Raw genomic sequence first — 18,235 nt, 5'->3', positions numbered from 1 at the left:
TTATACCTCAACTTTGTCTGTTTTTATCGCATCCACAGCAGGCGCTATATTCATGGGAGTTATTTGCTCTAACTGTTCAAGCCGAGTCTGAAGCCCTCTGACCGTCTCGCGCAATGAATTCACATCCTCCTCTAAAACTAATTCTCGCTTCATTACAGTATTGAACCCCCAACCGCGATCTTCACGGTATAAAGTCGCCCAGATCCATAAAAATGGCCAAATTGCATGTAGGGTGAATAGACTCACCCACCCGGCGATATGCAATGCATCTTGCTGGGGATGATTACGCTTTTTGGCTATTTCATAGGGGATATCATGAATGGCAATGACACCATAAAACATAATAATGATGACAAAAAACAAAATACCTAACGCAAAGTAATCTAAGAACATCTGCATCTCCTTGTATTAATAATATGTATTCCATCCCAAAGATTAGTGGATGGTCTCCAAACATGCCACCAACATGACATTTGAGTTTACTCTCAACCTCAGCCCCAATATTAACCAAAGATATGCTGTTTCGTTTTTGCCCCCAGTGATCCGGGACACACTTGTCGATTTACTCCATGATCCTAAAGCCTGTTCAGGCTAAACTAGCCACATCATTGCGGCATAGAACGCAAGCATAAAACCCATCATCCCTACAATCTCAAAGGTACCCACACATGATAGGCACTCCCTACACTGAGGGCGCACGACGCGCCATGTTGCTCGGCTGCGGTGAACTTGGCAAAGAAGTGGCCATTGAACTGCAACGCTTAGGCGTTGAAGTGATTGGCGTTGACCGTTACGCCAACGCCCCCGCCATGCAAGTCGCGCATCGCTCCCATGTGATCAATATGCTCGATGCCAACGCCCTGCGTGCGGTTATCGAGTTAGAAAAACCGCACTTAGTCATCCCCGAGATTGAAGCCATCGCCACCCAAACCTTAGTGGACATGGAAGCCGAAGGGGTGAATATTATCCCCACAGCTCGGGCAACAAAGCTCACTATGGACAGGGAAGGTATTCGTCGTCTCGCCGCTGAAACCTTAGGTTTACCAACCTCGCCATATTTTTTCTGTGATACCGAAACCGAATTTAATCAAGCGATTAGTGAAATTGGCGTGCCTTGTGTGGTAAAGCCAGTCATGAGTTCCTCGGGCAAAGGCCAAAGCGTTATTCGCGATATCGCCCTCAGCCATAAAGCGTGGCAATACGCCCAAGAAGGCGGACGCGCCGGCGGCGGTCGCGTAATAGTCGAAGGCTTTATTCCCTTCGATTATGAAATCACCCTGTTAACCATCAGCGCAGTCAACGGCATACACTTTTGTGCGCCTATTGGCCACAGGCAAGAAGATGGCGATTATCGCGAGTCATGGCAGCCACAAGCCATGTCCGATGAAGTGTTAGCAAAATCCCAAGCTATTGCCAGTAAAGTGGTCGAAGCCCTTGGCGGTTATGGATTATTTGGCGTAGAGCTATTTGTTAAGGGCCATGAAGTCTATTTCTCTGAAGTCTCACCAAGGCCACACGACACAGGCCTAGTCACACTCATCAGCCAAGATTTATCGGAATTTGCCCTGCATGTTAGAGCGATTCTCGGCCTGCCTATTCCCAATATCCATCAGCATGGTCCAAGTGCCTCGGCGGTGATTTTGGCCGAAGGCACCTCAAGCAATATCCGCTATCAAGGGATTGGTGCGGCATTAGAAGCGGTCAACACTCAGCTTAGATTATTCGCCAAACCCGATATTGATGGTCGCCGCCGTTTAGGTGTCGCGCTTGCCCGTGATATCGATATCGACAGCGCAATCAGCAAAGCACTCGATAGCGCCAGTAAAGTGAAAGTCATCTTTTAAGCGGGTTTAACCGTTTAAAATTGGCTTTAAGCACAAGCGACACATCAAAGGGAAATGCGCTTTAATACCATTTCCCTTTTTCAACACAGAGCCGCACCAATAAAAAGTGACCGTCCCCAATAGGCGGAGTAAACTAGCGCCCTTTCTTGCCAGCCCTCAGCTTGCATTTAGGTAAATCCTAAGTTGTGGCTTAACTCTGATAATTAACCCAGATAAGTAAAACCAACAGTAGACCCCAATATGCATCTTCAGCCTTCTTGCTTTACCTCTTTCACACAAGCCATTGATGCCTATGCCCTACCGCAGCGTTTTACCTTTCCTTTCTATTACGAACCGCACCCACTGTGCGTGATCGCTGCCAACGAATTACAACGCCACCTTGAGACTCAAAACGATTGGCAACATAACTTTGGCCTCACGGGGGAGTTAACCGGTGCCATTGGTAAAATGTTTGGTGTGCTTTTAGTGCAAGATCCGCAGGGAGATGTGGGCTATTTGTCGGCATTTTCGGGCAAGTTAGCTGAGCAGAACCATTGGCCACGCTTCGTTCCACCTGTGTTTGATATGCTGGCTAAGGACAATTTTTTCCACGCCGAAAATCTGCAAATCAACCAAATTAACGAGCAGCTACTTGCAGTAGAAAATCATCCCGATATTCCTCGGCTATCGAGCGAACTCAACGCTGAGCAAGCTCAAGCACAAGCCAAGCTTGCCGCCCACAGGCAAGTGATGATCGACGGCCGTCAATCCCGCAAGACGCAGCGCAATCAACTCGCAGTGCAATGGGCTGCCAATCCAACTGATGAGACTTTACGTGAAAATACTGCAATCGAAGCTAAACTCAGCCAAGAAAGCATTAATGAAAAGAATCAGTTAAGAGATATTAAACGCTATTGGGATGAGCGTATCCATGCCATCAGCCAAGCGTTAACTCTGCTCACTGATAAGCGTGACGCGTTAAGACTACAGCGTAAACAGCTCTCGGCGGCGCTGCAGCAAAAGCTGTTTGAGCAGTATCGTTTTTTGAATATTCGCGGCTCAGAAAAAAGCCTTAACGGCATATTTAACGGGACGGTTGAGTTAACACCGCCCGCAGGCTCGGGAGAATGTGCCGCCCCTAAGTTACTACATTACGCCTTTAAACATGGTCTTAAACCATTGGCGATTGCCGAATTTTGGTGGGGGGCGCCGCCAAAATCAGAAATTCGCCAACATAAGCAGTTTTATCCTGCCTGTCTGCGCAAATGCCAGCCTATCTTGGGGCATATGCTCGAAGGGCTTGTTGTCGATGATAATCCGCTGCTGACGAACCCTGCCGAAGGCAAAACCTTAAACATCCTCTACCAAGACGAGGCGATGGCGATTGTGAACAAACCCGCCGAATTTTTATCAGTGCCCGGCAAAGAAATTGAAGACTCAGTGTATTCGCGCATGCAGCAAACATTTCCCAATGCCACTGGGCCACTTATCGTCCACAGGCTCGATATGTCGACCTCGGGATTAATGGTGATCGCATTGACAAAAGACGCCCATAAACAACTGCAAAAACAGTTTATCCAGCGCACAGTGACTAAACGTTATGTGGCACTTTTAGCAGGGATCCCTACAGCAATGGCAGATAAGCCGGCAACGGGACAAATCTCTTTACCCCTACGTGGCGATTTAGACGATAGACCGAGACAACTCGTTTGCCATGAGTTTGGCAAAGCGGCCCAAACCTATTGGGAATTAAGCCATATCGATGAAATGGCACGTACAGCCCGCGTATATCTATCCCCAAAAACGGGCCGAACCCATCAGCTCAGAGTTCACTGCGCCCACTCAGAAGGGCTAAATATGCCCATTTTGGGTGACGATCTGTACGGCACTCGTGCCAATCGCCTGCATCTGCATGCAGATTTATTGATACTTCAACATCCCGTCACCCGTGAACAGATGCGCTTTCAGGTCGATCCTGATTTCTAATATTGATTACCAGACACCAAAGGAAAAACCGAACTTAGGGCGCAATATCAGAAGTTTGACCGCGATGTATAAGTGGCATTTTTCGGGCATAGTAATACCTCACTCAAAACGGAATCGATAACAGTAGTATGGGCATAGGCAATCTGGTTGAAAACATGAGCCGAAATCAATGGCTGTTAGGCGCTTTGTTGAGCACAGCCCTCTTCATGAGCGCCTGCCAGCCAGCATCAAACCCCAGTGAAATCACGGCTAGCCCAAATACCAGTGTCGCAGCAAAAGCCACTGCAGAAGCAACAACGCTTCGAGCGCCACTTTCGCAGCAAGTCTATATCTGGCAGCGCCAATGGCGCCCCGCCAATCAAACGGCATTAGTGCAAAGCCAAGGTGCATTCCAAGGATTACGTATTTTAGCGCTGCAAGCGCATCCAAAACTCAATGGCGCGGACATTTGGTTTGAAGTTGCGGTCAATCATGCTTGGTTGCAGGCAGATCCTAGGCCAAAAATTGCCGTGATTCGCTTAGATGGTCAGTTCGTGCATTTAAATGATGAACAAGTTATTAATAAAATCAAAAAAGTACTAGCAGATTGGCAGGCAAAAGGCACGCACATCGCGGGGGTTGAAATCGACCACGACAGTGCCAACAGTAAACTGCCAGCCTATCGGGATTTTCTTAAAAAGCTTAAAGCGCAGTTACCCACAGAACTCAAACTCAGCATTACTGCACTGCCCGCTTGGCTCAGTAGCGCCGATTTTCCCGTGTTACTCACCAGTATCGATGAACTGGTGCTACAAATTCACAGCGTAAGCGATCCACGCCTCGGACTATTCGATGCGACTCAAGGTTGGCAGTGGGTGCAGCAACTCTCAAATATCAGCACTGTGCCTTACCTTATTGCACTCCCCGCCTATGGTTCGGCGGTCATCAGTACAGTTTCAGGTTATAAAGTTGAAAGTGAAACACCGCTGCGCGATCAACTAAAATCAGCCAATGCAGTACAGGAACTGATGGCCGATCCGCAAGTGTTACAGACTTTTGTGCAAAAACTGCAAAGCCACACGGATACTAAGCTCAAAGGCATTATCTGGTTTCGGCTGCCGCTGGAAGGGGATAAAAGGGTTTGGCCACTCAACACCTTAATCGCCGTTGCACAGCAAGGTGAACTTGCCGCCAAGATTGAATTAGTGATCTCAAGCGATAACAAGGCCACAACCCAAACGACATTCGCCGCTGAAAATAAGCCAAAAAATCTGGAAATCCACAGGCCACAGCTATTTCAACTGAGCTTAATGAATCACGGTAATATTGCAGGTGAAGTTCCTCCTCTTTTGTCGCTAGCGGGACAAGCTTGCAGCGGGTATGATGCGCAAAATGGCTATAGCGTAATACAAAAAGATGGGCTGTTAACGTGGCAATGGCGAGCTGAGAATACAGCAGCGTTGACACCAACCAAAACAGTTTCACGCACTGCAATCATGCCTATGCCGCAATCAAACAGAGACATTCAAACACACATGCTCAACCCTGGCGGCCAAAAAGTGATAGGCTGGGCACGTTGTGAGTCATTATATTTACAGGGAATTTATGCGCCATAAGCCAAAACTATCGTTTACCATGGCAACACCCAATCGGGCTTTTATGCTTAAAAAGACCACGCTCATTTGTTTAAGCTTATTTTCTCCTATGCTATTGGCCTGCGGCCCCGATTTTCCTTTGCAACTCACTCAGGATAGGCAGAGCAATCTCAGTTATTTACCGCAAACCTCTTTCAGCCAGCAGCTCACCGCCCTCGCAAAACCTTTGCCTTGGCAGTATCAAGATGCACCCGCTGCACAGGAATATCTCTGGGATGAAGTGCATAGCCGTTATCTTTCACAAACTCGCGCCTTTGAAAACAGCGAGTTAAGTGACGCCCATTTAGCTTTAGTGAACACTTTGCGGGATGCAACGGGCCCCATTGAAGCCGAGCAAATGGCCGCTAAGTTAAACAAAGATCTACCACAAGCGCTAACTTGGTACACCTTAGGTGCCGTAGCGTTTGAAGCAAAAGATTATGAGAGGGCGAGTAACTATTTCAGCAAAATCATTAAATTACCACAAAGTGAACGCGCATCTCGTAGCCTGTGGGCACTCTATTCGCTGTCGCGTATTGAGCTTATCTTAAGCAAGACTTCGGCTGATCCTGAACATTTTAATCGTGCCAATGCTTACCTGACACAATTACAAACCGAAGTCGCACAAGGCGCCGCCGATCCCCTGCGTTTGAGTTTAGCGAGCTTAGGTGAACAAGCCTATATCCTGCTACACCAAGGCCAGCCGCTCCTGCAATTGACCAATCAAGCTACAGGTGAAACTGAGTCAGAGCTGCAAATGGCTCTCACCCCTGATGCACTGAATAAAGCTATTGAGCTCTATGCCACGCAATCGGTACAGGGCGATAGCGGCGGTTATGATTCCTTATTGATGTTAAGCCGCACTTTGATGGGTAAAGAGATTGCTGAACTTAAGCCGCTACTGCAACAGGCGAGCGTGCAGCAGTTATTGATTGCCTATTGGCAAAGCAGCACTAATGAATTCGCCTACAATGGCCAGCTTTCAGAAATGGGATTAAAGGTTGCTGAGCTCCTTAAAGTATTTCCAACCGATGGCTTACAGCTCAACCATGGCGATAAATTAGCGGCGATTTATTACCTGTTAGGGGATTATGCCAGTGCTGAGCGCCTATTAACGCTAGCGAAACCGAGCGGCCTCACTTGGTGGCTCAACGCAAAATTAATGCTACAAAAGGGCGATCAAGCAGAAGCTGCCAAGGCCTATGCTCAGGCAGCGCGTCACTTCCCAAAGCAACTCAATAAGATCTCGACCACAGTTGACGCTAAAGAAACTCAGCAACAAGCCATTAATGCCGATGAAGATACAGCCACTTACTGTCGTATTCGTGCAGAGCAAGGGGTGTTGTCACTAGAGCGTGGCGAATATGTCGATGCGCTCAGTCACTTACTCGCCAGCGGTGATGAGTACTGGCAAGACATCGCCTATGTGGCGGAGCGCGTGCTCACCACGGCTGAACTTAAGTTATTTGTCGACGAACATGTGCCATTTATCGCCTTTGAATACCCTAAAGACAGCGACTGGTACGATAATATTGAGCCAATTAACAACCGCTTGCGCTACTTGCTAGGTCGCAGGCTATTACGCGAAGGCGCAATAGCTGAAGCACCGGTTTACTTCCCTAATCCTAAACTGAATGCCAGCGCCCTTGCCTACGGCACAGAGCTGAATGCAGCGAAAAAAACAAAAGGCATTGATAGCGCGAAAGCCTATTGGGCTGTTGCCGAACTTGCCCGCCACCAAGGCATGGAACTCTTAGGATTTGAATTAGCCCCGGATTACACTATTTACCAAGGTGTGTTCGATCTAAGTGATTGGAATGAGCCGAGCAAACTGGCTGAGAAAGAACAACTGCGGATCAGCGCCAGCCAAGCAATTCCCGATAAACGCTTCCATTATCGCTACACGGCAGCAGAACTAGCCAACAAGGCATCGGATCATGTACCCCACAACAGCCAAGCCTATGCAGCGCTACTCTGCCAAGCCACTGGTTGGGTCTTGTATCGAGATCAAGAGCTTGCCCTGCGTTACTACAAAAAATACGTCGCCAACGGCCCCTTTGTGCCTTGGGCCGAGAACTTTGGTTTGCAATGTGAAGCGCCCGATTTTGACGGTGCAGTAAAACGAGCGCAGGCGAATGAAATGGCAGAATGGAACGCCCTGTACCACAAGCTGAAAAAGCCCGTCGTATTTGGCGTATTAGCCCTCACAGGCTTATTGGGTGTGTGGTGGATGCGTAGAAGAAAAACTCAATAATAAATAACCATTTACGTCTTTCTCTCTCAACATCGATATGATGAAAAGAGAGAAAGACGCATACCGCTTTACTTGTTCACGCAGTTAATCACTTCCCCCTTCAAATAACCGTTCAAATTCGCCACTGCGATATTGAGTAGACTTTGCCTTGCTTCCTTCGTCGCCCACGCATTATGCGGGCTGATGCTGATATTAGGCGCATGCAGTAAGGGATTATCTGCAGTAGGCGGCTCAGTCGATAACACATCCACGCCGGCAAATAACTTGCCTTGAGCCAGCGCAGCAGCAAGCGCGGCTTCATCAATTAATCCACCGCGCGCCGTATTAATCAGCAACGCATTAGGCTTCATCAAGGCGAGGGTTTGCTGATTGATAAATTGCTCAGTTTCTGGAGTAAGCGGACAATGGAGCGAAATAATATCTGATTCGCTAAGCACAGTATCACGTTGCGCCCACGTCACGCCTTGGGGTAAATCCTTGATAACTGAGCGAGTATTGACAAGAACTTTCATCCCGAATGCGAGGGCAAGCGTTCCCACCTGCTGACCGATATCGCCATAACCTATTAAGCCTAAAGTCTTGCCTTTTAAAGATTGCAACGGCATTAAAGTAAAACAAAAATCTTGGCAGTTCACCCACTGGCCATCGACCACAGCTTGATGATGGGCGGCCACGGCTTGGGTGTGATGCAGAATATGGGCAAACACCATTTGCGCAACGGCATCAGGCGCATAAGCGGGCACATTAGTGACCACTATACCTTGCGCTTTAGCTGCCGCGATATCGACAACGTTCGTGCCCGTGGCCAATACGCCTATGTATTTGAGACTAGGAAGTTGTGCTAGCGTCTTTGCATTCAAGGGCGTTTTATTGGTGAGAATGACTTCAGCACCTTGGGCTCGCGCGACAATATCAGCGCCACTTGTGCGGGAAAAACACGCAAACTCGCCTAATTCATTTAAGGATTGCCAGCTGAGATCGCCAGGATTTAAGGTTTCACCATCAAGTACGACTATTTTCATGCCACTAAATCTCCTTTTAAGACGATGCGTTAGATCTAAAAACTGACTTTAAGTCCAAGGTTAGCCTGAGCCTGCCACATTACATCCGACGTAATATGCCATAGGCAATCATCTTCATTGCAAAACAGCGAAGTGTCACTGTTGATAAAAGTCGCATAACCCCGAATATCCGCAAACAAGCCAAAGTGTGGCGTCACTTGGTACTCTACCCCGCCACCAATCCCCATGGAGAAGCGCGTTTCGCTCGACCAACCGCTAGGCAGCATGCGGGTGATCCCCGCGCTGGCGGTGACATAGGGCTGGATATCGCCACGGGGGAAATATAAAGTGCCACCCAAGTGGATGTAATCTAAATCTAACGAGGTAAGAAAGTCTGGCGTAAACAAGCCGCCACTTTTCAGTTCAGAGGCTTGATGACTATATAAAAGATAAATACTACCGGGATCATTGGTGCCAATACCCACCATCAAACCGTAATGACTCGACTCCTCAACCTTCACATCGGCCTTATCACCCGTTTGATCTGTGTTGACCTCATATTGATTCACATCAAATTGACCGCCCCCCAGACTATAACCACCAAAAGGAGCGATAAATACCTCGGCCTGCGTAGACATAGCCACAGGTAACAAACTCGCCAACAGCAACAAACGGTAAGTGTTTTTCATAATGAATTCCTTATCTTTTACAAAAACCAATTTAATCAAGGCTAACGCATACCGCGCTCAGACTTGACTCTGTCATAGGCTGCTTGAATATCCTGAGCCTTACGATTAGCGAGCTCCATCATTTCCGGTGGTAACCCTTTCGCCACTAACTTATCGGGATGATGTTCATTCATCAATTTACGGTAAGCCCGTTTAACTTCTTGGTCGCTAGCTTCGTTCGTAATGCCAAGTAAACTGTAAGCATCAGTAATCGATGTTTTATTGCCACTCGATGTTTGATGGAAACGAAACTCCGCCTGCCAGCGTTTAAGTAATTCATCTAACTGCGCTCGACCATAACCTAACTCTTGAGCAATCGTCATCAAGATAGCGTGCTCAGCGGGATCCAATTCACCATCAGACAGTGCCGTTTGGATCTGGATTTCGATGAACATCTGCACTAACTCTTTGCGTCCCATCGTAATAACACGGAAAGCTTGTAAGCTGCTGCGCAGATCAAAATCCGCCGATTTACCCTCACGAAATGCCTGTTGCGCCTCTTTACGGGCTTCCCCCGTTAAACGCATTTGATCCATTAATAAGGTCGCAATGCGAATATCGGTTTCAGTAACATGTCCTGATGCTTTCGCCACATGCCCCATTACTGCAAATGTGGTATTAAAGAAAATGGCTTGGCGATTCTTAGCCTGCCCTAGAATCTGTCGAAAACCCACGCCCGATGCTGCACGCTTATCGTAAAGATGACCGAGCCACAAACCTAGCAGCGCACCAAAAATACGGCCGAACATAAAGCCAATGACGAATCCAAAAAACTTACCCCAAAGCCGCATCTTATTTCCTGATTTCTATTATGTATTTGATGCACTAGCTTAATCCTATGGATATGCCAGCACCGAAATTTACTTGTTACTTTGTAACCTTAGTTCAAGCGCTTGCAATCGTGCAATGGTACCGACATCACACCAAAATCCATTAAACAAGGCACCATTAACTCTGTCTTGAGCCATTTGCGATCGGAGCAACGGACCCAGTGCAAAGGCGCCCTGCGGCGTGTCATGAAATAGCGCAGGGTGATAAATGCCCATGCCCGAAAACGTGTACTTAACATCGCCACGCTCCTGCACTTGATGACCATTCAAAGCAAAATCGCCATTTGGATGCTGCTCAGGATTAGGCACTAACCATAAGTGAGCGAGCCTATCCGCTGCCAGTTGCGTGATTGGCGGTAAAGCATCAATAAACACATCACCATTAATCACTAAAAAAGGTTCGTCGCTTCCGTCCTCACACAATAAAGGCAAAGCGCGTTTAATGCCGCCGCCGGTTTCAAGCGCACTCTCTTCTGCGCTATACCGAATGCGCACCCCAAAAGTGCTGCCATCGCCCAGTGCTTCGACTAACTTATGCCCTAGCCAAGCATGGTTGATGACGATATCGACTATGCCTATCGCGGCAAGTTTTTCAATATGATAAACAATCAGCGGCTTACCTAACACTGGCACCATAGGTTTAGGCAAACTATCCGTTAACGGCCGTAACCTTTCCCCTCGTCCAGCGGCCAAGATCATGGCTTTCATTGCTTAACCTCAGATGAAGACTGACTCACAGTAAACGCAGGTAACACACGACGAGTTAACCAGTGTGCAAATGGCACGAGTTCGGGATACTGCAGCGAGATGTCGACAATATACGTTAATGTCAGTGGAATATCCGCCATATACGCAGGTTTACTATCGCGATAGTTTAACCGTGCAAAAATCCCCACCGCCTTAATGTGGCGCTGTAAGCCCATGAGATCAAACCAAGTTTGATATTGCTCAAAAGGAGTCTGTGCGGGAATAAAACCAAGCGCTAATGCTTGCTGATAATGATACCGCATCAAGTCTGCGACTAACGGCTGCGGCCAACGAATATAACAATCGCGTAGTAGTGATACCGCATCGTAAGTCACAGGACCAACGACAGCATCCTGAAAATCAATCACGCACAGCTTGTCCGCTTGCAGCATAAGATTACGGCTATGGAAATCCCTATGCATTCCCACACTAGGTTGAGACAGCGCATTGCCGACGAGGCGATCAAAAGTATCATTCAGCAACTGCAACTCTGCCGCGTCCAAAGACAAATTAAGATGTGTTCCTAACAGCCACTCAGTAAAAATGTGTAATTCACGGCGCACAAAGGCTTCATCGTAGTTAGGTAATGCCTGAACTAAACCGCTATCAAGATTCTTGCACTCAATCACAGCGGCCACTTGCGGTAATAAATCGAGCGCCTGACGGTAAAACCCTTCCACATTTTGTACCGTCAATACAGATAAGAGTTGGGTATCGCCCAAATCACTCATCAACATAAAACCCAAATCGGCATCGGCGTGGATTACTTTTGGAACTGTCAGTCCCACGGCTGAATAAGCATTCGACAGTGCAATAAAGGGGGCGATAGGCACTAACTGAGGCGGTGAATCAGCGGCGATAAAGGTAGCATCAGGCATCGAAATCCGAAAGTAACGCCTAAAACTTGCGTCTCCGGAAATCAACACAGGCATCACCTCACAGGAAAAATAAGCATTCAGCCACTGATTAAGGGAAAGAAATCTCGGATCGGATAAAGTCATTTCATGGCTCTTAAAGAAAAATTGCTTTATTATAGCTGGCATAGAATTTGGAAACAGCTAAGAAATTGAGAGATTTATTAAGCGATGTTGCGTTTGTCAATTGCAACTTTCCCCATCCATACTTGTCCAGAATAAGAAATCATAATTACTGACCTAAAGATGCAGATCCGATACCTTCTGGCCCTGAGCCTGTTACCGCAATTAGTCCTGGCAGACGACTCTCTAACCGCTTCGGCATCCCAATGCTTAATCGAACCGCCAGTACCCCGTATCGTATCTCAAACCCAAGGGATGAGTGCGGCTGAACTCAACAAAATTCGTATTGCGTCTGATAACACCAATGCCGAAATGGGGAAGCAGGCGATTTTCCGTGGCGATGTGGTTTTTAGCCAAGGCGATAGGCATATAGCAGCCGATGAGGCGATTTTAGATCAAGCCACTGAACAGTTTGATGCCAATGGTAATTTAGTCTTTCAAGACAGTAACTTCACCGTTACAGCCGAATCCTTACAAGCTCAAATGCGGACAAACCGTGCCACCCTTAAAGGCGCACAATATTGGATCCATGGCCAACAAGTTCACGGTGATGCCGAAAAACTGCAAATTACTATCAATAACAATTTAATTTTAACGAATACCAACTTCACTACTTGCCCTCCTGACAATGTGTCTTGGCTACTCGAGGCCGAAAAGATCAAGATCAACAGTGAAGAAGAATGGGGCGAAATTTGGAATGCCAAACTAAGAATTGGCGGTGTACCTGTATTCTATATTCCCTACATGACAGTTCCCGTTTCAGAAAAACGTAAATCTGGCTTTCTCTACCCTAGTTTTAGCACTAGCACTACTGATGGTGTCGAAATTTCTGCACCCTATTATTGGAATATTGCCCCAGAGTACGATTTAACATTTACGCCTAGCTATATGTCAAACCGTGGTTTATTCACTAAAACAGAGTTTGGTTATCTGGCGGGTGAAGCCCAAAATGGCCGAGTCAATTTAGAATATCTAGGCAATGACAAATTGATCGATGGTAGCCCGAATCGCTACCTATATAACTGGCAGCATCAAGGGGCGATCGATAAAAATTGGCGCGTATTAGCGAATTTTACCGATGTATCAGATAACAATTATTTCAATGATTTAAAGTCAGATGTTAACCGTGCAACCGATAACCAGTTATCACGCATAGGTGAAATCAGCTACTTCGAAAGTAACTGGGATCTAAGCACCCGAGTACAAGATATTAAAGTACTGGGTGAGGATGAAAAACCATATCAAGTCATGCCTCAGGTTAACTTTAACTATCGCGCTGCTGATTTTTGGAACAATTTAGATTTTGGTTTCAATTCAGAGCTAACGAATTTTGCCCATCAGGACAACAATGTTAATACGGCGACTCGTTTGCACATGTCACCTAGTGTAACTCTGCCAATACATGGGCCTTCAGGCTCGCTCACCAGCCAAGTTAAGTTGATGCAGACCAATTATTGGCAGCATAACGAAGATCCAGACATAGTTGTTGACGACACAGTGAATCGCACCATCCCGCAGGTACGAATTAATGGTCAAATCAACTTCGAACGTTTTACTGAGCTTTTCGATCAAAACTACCGCCAAACGCTCGAGCCACAATTTCAATATCTTTATGTCGGCTACGAAGATCAACGCAACATAGGCATTTATGATACGGCTCAATTACAGGACGACTACTTTGGTCTATTCCGTGATCGTCGCTTCTCGGGTCTGGATCGGATTTCCGATGCAAATCAAGTCACTCTAGGTGTTACTACACGCCTGTTTGATAGTCACAACCAAGAAGCCACTAAATTCAGTCTAGGACAAATTTTTTATCTGCAAGACAGTAAAGTCGGTTACGAAGACAGTATTTTTGAGTCTAATCAATCAACTTCAGTACTTGCTGCAGAGTTAGATACCCGCTTGTCCCATGATTGGTATATGGGGGCTGCGATTCAGTACGATACCAACACCAGTGACAATAAAAAATCCGAAGTCACCTTAGATTTCAGACCTGAAGCGAATAAATTGCTGCAATTTAGCTATCGCTATGTCCCAGATTTATTGAACTCAAATACCAATGATACAGTGAACATCTCCCAAGCGGGCGTTCGTGGCGCTTGGCCAATCAGTGATGACCTCTACTTTGTTGGTAATTGGTATTATGACCTTAACGAAAGTCGCAGTATTGAAACTTACACAGGTATCCAGTATGAATCATGCTGTTACGCAGTAAGACTTAGTTATCATTACCGCATTAAAACCAACTATGACGACAATATAGGTTCTGCAACAATTGATCCTCGTGAGCAGTTTGATAGTGGTGTCTACCTGAACTTAATCATTAAGGGACTCGGTGGTTCTGGCCCATTAGGCGTATCCGATATGCTCAATGACGGCCTGTTTAACTACAGAAAACCGCTTTATCTGAGGAATTAGCAAAGAATTGTGATAGATTGCTGAACCTCAACAAGGACTAAGAGTCCAAACAGATTAATGAGTGCTTTACCGTTCACCTTTTGCTAAAGCGAATAAAAGCGGATCTTAAGGTCTAACCTTGCACTCAAATGCGTCGCCAAAAAATTACATTAGGGCAACTCACTGTAATTTCGATATAAATGGTAAAGTTATTTCAATTAAGCCGTCGAACCTGACCTTAGAACGTGCCAAGGATTTTGTGGATGAAACCCAGTAAACATCTGATTTTTGCTTTATTTGCACTCGCGATCAGCCAACCTACATTGGCCGCCCCCCAGCCGCTCGACCGCGTTGCAGTCCAAATTAACGACGGCATAGTGCTCGAAAGTGAAATCACTAACATGATTGACACTGTTAAAGCGAATGCCAAAGCAGCAAACCAATCGTTACCTTCTGACAGTGCCCTGCGCACTCAGGTGATTGAGCGTTTAATCTTAACTCGCCTACAATTGCAAATGGCCAGTCGTATAGGGCTGAATATTGGTGACTTACAACTAGACCAAGCGATTGAAAACATCGCGCGCGAACAAAAAATGTCTGTCGCGCAGATGCAACAAAAAATTGAAAGCGAAGGTTTAAGTTTCAGCCAATACCGCGAACAATTGCGCGAAGAAATCACTCTAGGTGAAATTCAACGTATTCAAGTACAACGCCGTATTCAAGTATCACCACAGGAAATTACTAGCCTAGTCAAACTCATCCAAGAACAAGGGATGAAAGATGTGGAATACCAAATTGGCCATATCCTGATTGACGTGCCTAATAACCCCACCAGTGATCAACTCGAAGCATCAAGCAAACGCGCCAATATCGTCTTAGAACGCTTGAAGAGTGGTGAGGATTTCCGTCGTACCGCTATCGCTTCTTCTTCAGGTCCTAAAGCACTCGAAGGTGGTATTTGGGATTATATGAACATCAACGAAATGCCAACTCTGTTCGCCGAAGTGATCAACGGTGCGAAAATGGGTGACATTATCGGCCCGATTAAGAGTGGTGCAGGTTTCCATATTATTAAGATCATGGATGCTCGCGGCCTACAAACCAAAGAAATCGAAGAAGTCAGAGCACGCCACATTTTGCTCAAGCCATCGCCGATCCTGTCAGAAGACCGCGCTAAAGCCATGCTTGAGCAATTCCTGAAACAAATCCGCTCAGGTGAAGCTAAGTTTGAAGACCTAGCGCGTCAGTACTCAGAAGACCCTGGTTCGGCCACAAAAGGTGGTGAATTAGGTTGGGCAGAACCAAGCATTTACGTACCTGAGTTTGCTCAAACGCTCAACAGTTTGAAAAACGACCAAATTAGTGAGCCATTCCGTACGACTCACGGTTGGCATATCACTCAGTTAGAAGAACGCAGAAAAACCGACGCCACGGATCAGTTCAATAGCAACCGTGCGCACCAGTTGATCTTCCGTCGCAAATTTAACGAAGAACTGCAAAACTGGCTAGACGAAATGCGTTCAGACGCATACATTGAAATCTTCCAGCCAGAGACCAATCGAGGTTAATTCTAATTGAGCACTAAACGTATTGCCGTTACCCCAGGCGAACCCGCAGGTATTGGCCCCGATTTAGTCGTACAACTCGCTCAGCAGGCTTGGCCTGCTGAGTTAGTCGTTTGTGCGGATCCAGAATTACTTGCGAGCCGCGCGAAACGACTCGGTTTGCAAGTGACTTTCCGCCCTTACCAGCCAAATCAAGCTCCTAAGCCACAAGAAGCGGGCACATTAACCATAGCGCCCTTTAAGTTGGTGAGCGAATCGATTTGCGGTCAGCTCGATGAGCAAAACAGCACTTATGTAGTTGAAACCTTGCGTTATGCGGGCGAGAAAAACATGAGCGGCGAGTTTGATGCTGTCGTGACAGGCCCAGTGCATAAAGGCATTATCAATCAAGCAGGTATTTCCTTTAGTGGCCATACTGAGTTTTTTGCCCATCAAGCAAATTGCCCCGATGTAGTGATGATGCTGGCAACACCAGGTTTGCAAGTGGCACTCGTGACCACCCATATTCCTCTGGCCTATGTTGCAAAAGCCATAACGCGCCAACGCTTACAGCATATTATCAAGATTCTACATGCCGATCTCATCAGCAAATTTGGCATAGTTTCACCGAAAATTTATGTCTGTGGTCTCAATCCACACGCAGGTGAAGACGGCCATTTAGGGCGTGAAGAAATCGACGTGATTATTCCTGCACTCAACGAGTTGCGAGAAGAGTTCCAAATGAATATTGTCGGCCCATTACCTGCCGACACTCTATTCCAACCTAAATATTTACAGGACGCCGATGTCGTCTTGGCCATGTACCATGACCAAGGACTTCCCGTTCTCAAGTCACAAGGATTTGGCAAATCGGTAAACATCACCTTAGGTTTACCTTATATTCGTACCTCGGTTGACCACGGTACGGCGCTCGATCTCGCGGGTACAGGCAAGGCCGATATTGGCAGTTTTGTCTGTGCTCTGAATAAAGCCATTGAGTTATCCTCAAAGAACTAAACGATTACATTATTAATGAGCAACAAAGTACATTTAGGCCACACGGCCAGAAAGCGTTTCGGACAAAACTTCCTTACCGACGGCAATGTGATTGACCGCATTGTGGGTGCAATTGCACCCGATAATCACCATGTGATGGTCGAGATCGGCCCTGGCCTTGGTGCCTTAACAGAACCTGTAGCCGATGCTGTGGATAATCTGACTGTCGTCGAACTCGACCGCGATCTGGTTGAACGCTTACATCAACACCCAGTCCTTAAAAATAAACTGACTATTCACCAAGGTGATGCACTGCAGTTTGATTTTGGCCAACTGAGTGTGCCTGGCAAAAAGATGAAAGTATTTGGTAACTTACCTTACAACATTTCAACGCCGCTGATGTTCCACCTGTTCGAATTTGCCGAACAGATTGAAACCATGCACTTTATGCTACAAAAAGAAGTAGTCCTGCGTCTATCGGCAAGCCCAAGCTGTAAAGCCTATGGCCGTTTAACAGTCATGGCACAATACTTCTGCCAAGTGGTTCCGGTTCTCGAAGTGCCGCCCCACAGCTTTACCCCTGCGCCTAAAGTGGACTCAGCAGTCGTACGCTTATTGCCATACGCCGTAAAGCCGTTCCCTTGTAAAGATGTGACCGTACTACGCCACCTTTGTACTACCGCATTCAACATGCGCCGTAAGACTCTGCGTAATAACTTAAAGCACATGTTATCTGACGATGAGTTCGAGCAGTTAGGGATTGACTCAAGTCAACGCCCAGAACAGATTAGCGTGCAGCAGTATGTTGCTATGGCTAACATGGTTTGCGATAAAAAAGCATAAATATGTCTGGGCACTTAGGTGCCCTTATACCAGAGCCTAGGAACAAGAATGAGCGCATTGGACACCTCCATTCGGGTCGAAGTCAAAACTGAGTATATAGAGCAGCAGTCCTCGCCCGAGGATGAAAAGTACCTCTTCAGTTACACCATCACTATCATCAATTTAGGTGAGCAAGCGGCTAAACTTGAAACTCGTCACTGGATAATCACTGATGCCAATGGCAACACCAGTGAAGTCCAAGGTGCCGGTGTTGTCGGTGAAACGCCAACCATAGCGCCGAATACTGCCTATCAATACACCAGTGGTACTGTGCTCGATACGCCACTTGGCATAATGCACGGCACTTATGGTATGGTCAGCGAATCGGGTGAGCGTTTCCAGGCGACAATCCGTCCCTTCCGTTTAGCGACCCCAGGCTTACTACATTAATATC

15 protein-coding genes are annotated in these 18,235 nt (G+C 46.8%); 9 read left to right on the top strand and 6 right to left on the bottom strand.

Going from position 1 to position 18,235, the window contains the following annotated elements:
- Nucleotides 1-393, bottom strand: a complete 393-nt coding sequence (locus L5L97_RS15940) for a DUF3302 domain-containing protein (RefSeq protein WP_028759246.1) — start codon at nt 391-393, stop codon at nt 1-3.
- A gap of 275 nt (nt 394-668) precedes the next feature.
- Between L5L97_RS15940 and purT the strand changes: the two genes are divergently transcribed.
- The 4 genes from purT to L5L97_RS15920 all read left to right on the top strand — a co-directional run bounded on the left by purT (nt 669) and on the right by L5L97_RS15920 (nt 7,676).
- Nucleotides 669-1,844, top strand: coding sequence for a formate-dependent phosphoribosylglycinamide formyltransferase (purT, locus tag L5L97_RS15935; RefSeq protein ID WP_263182805.1), 1,176 nt, complete (start codon nt 669-671; stop codon nt 1,842-1,844).
- Nucleotides 1,845-2,084: 240 nt separating this feature from the next.
- Nucleotides 2,085-3,809 (top strand): RluA family pseudouridine synthase, encoded by a 1,725-nt coding sequence (locus L5L97_RS15930; protein WP_263182804.1) that lies wholly within the window; start codon nt 2,085-2,087, stop codon nt 3,807-3,809.
- Between the two features lie 128 nt (nt 3,810-3,937).
- Nucleotides 3,938-5,404, top strand: coding sequence for a DUF3142 domain-containing protein (locus L5L97_RS15925; protein WP_263182802.1), 1,467 nt, complete (start codon nt 3,938-3,940; stop codon nt 5,402-5,404).
- Nucleotides 5,394-7,676 carry a hypothetical protein gene (locus L5L97_RS15920; protein ID WP_263182801.1) on the top strand — a complete coding sequence of 761 codons (2,283 nt, stop codon included), beginning with the start codon at nt 5,394-5,396 and terminating at the stop codon, nt 7,674-7,676. The genes L5L97_RS15925 and L5L97_RS15920 overlap by 11 nt, the downstream gene beginning before the upstream one ends.
- Nucleotides 7,677-7,744: 68 nt before the next feature.
- Here L5L97_RS15920 and L5L97_RS15915 read toward each other — a convergent pair whose 3' ends face one another.
- From L5L97_RS15915 to L5L97_RS15895, 5 genes are all read right to left on the bottom strand, one after another.
- On the bottom strand, nt 7,745-8,698 hold the full coding sequence (locus L5L97_RS15915; RefSeq protein ID WP_263182799.1) for a D-2-hydroxyacid dehydrogenase: 954 nt from the start codon (nt 8,696-8,698) through the stop codon (nt 7,745-7,747).
- 35 nt (nt 8,699-8,733) lie between these two features.
- Nucleotides 8,734-9,366, bottom strand: a complete 633-nt coding sequence (locus L5L97_RS15910; RefSeq protein ID WP_263182798.1) for a porin family protein — start codon at nt 9,364-9,366, stop codon at nt 8,734-8,736.
- A gap of 41 nt (nt 9,367-9,407) precedes the next feature.
- Nucleotides 9,408-10,196: a co-chaperone DjlA gene (gene djlA, locus L5L97_RS15905; RefSeq protein ID WP_113939902.1), complete on the bottom strand. Its 789-nt coding sequence runs from the start codon at nt 10,194-10,196 to the stop codon at nt 9,408-9,410.
- Nucleotides 10,197-10,265: 69 nt separating this feature from the next.
- Nucleotides 10,266-10,943 carry an N-acetylmuramate alpha-1-phosphate uridylyltransferase MurU gene (murU, locus tag L5L97_RS15900; protein ID WP_263182797.1) on the bottom strand — a complete coding sequence of 226 codons (678 nt, stop codon included), beginning with the start codon at nt 10,941-10,943 and terminating at the stop codon, nt 10,266-10,268.
- The gene (locus L5L97_RS15895; protein ID WP_263182795.1) at nt 10,940-12,025 is read right to left on the bottom strand and encodes an aminoglycoside phosphotransferase family protein; all 1,086 of its coding nucleotides are present in this window, start codon (nt 12,023-12,025) and stop codon (nt 10,940-10,942) included. Before L5L97_RS15895 ends, murU begins: the two co-directional genes overlap by 4 nt.
- 117 nt (nt 12,026-12,142) lie before the next feature.
- Here L5L97_RS15895 and lptD point away from each other — a divergent pair, with 117 nt between their 5' ends.
- The 5 genes from lptD to apaG all read left to right on the top strand — a co-directional run bounded on the left by lptD (nt 12,143) and on the right by apaG (nt 18,231).
- A complete protein-coding gene (lptD, locus tag L5L97_RS15890) occupies nt 12,143-14,440 on the top strand; it encodes an LPS assembly protein LptD (RefSeq protein WP_263182793.1) in 2,298 nt (765 codons plus the stop codon).
- Between the two features lie 242 nt (nt 14,441-14,682).
- Nucleotides 14,683-15,987 (top strand): peptidylprolyl isomerase SurA, encoded by a 1,305-nt coding sequence (surA, locus tag L5L97_RS15885; protein ID WP_263182786.1) that lies wholly within the window; start codon nt 14,683-14,685, stop codon nt 15,985-15,987.
- Nucleotides 15,988-15,993: 6 nt separating this feature from the next.
- Entirely contained in the window at nt 15,994-16,980 is a 987-nt protein-coding gene (pdxA, locus tag L5L97_RS15880) for a 4-hydroxythreonine-4-phosphate dehydrogenase PdxA (protein ID WP_105249994.1), read from the top strand.
- 15 nt (nt 16,981-16,995) lie between these two features.
- The gene (gene rsmA, locus L5L97_RS15875; protein WP_263182784.1) at nt 16,996-17,802 is read left to right on the top strand and encodes a 16S rRNA (adenine(1518)-N(6)/adenine(1519)-N(6))-dimethyltransferase RsmA; all 807 of its coding nucleotides are present in this window, start codon (nt 16,996-16,998) and stop codon (nt 17,800-17,802) included.
- A 48-nt stretch (nt 17,803-17,850) separates the two neighbouring features.
- Nucleotides 17,851-18,231: a Co2+/Mg2+ efflux protein ApaG gene (apaG, locus tag L5L97_RS15870; RefSeq protein WP_028761528.1), complete on the top strand. Its 381-nt coding sequence runs from the start codon at nt 17,851-17,853 to the stop codon at nt 18,229-18,231.
- Nucleotides 18,232-18,235 lie beyond the last annotated feature (4 nt).

The organism is Shewanella sp. SM71 (assembly GCF_025653905.1).
Lineage (GTDB): Bacteria > Pseudomonadota > Gammaproteobacteria > Enterobacterales > Shewanellaceae > Shewanella > Shewanella oncorhynchi.
This window is presented reverse-complemented; position numbering and strand designations above follow the sequence as displayed.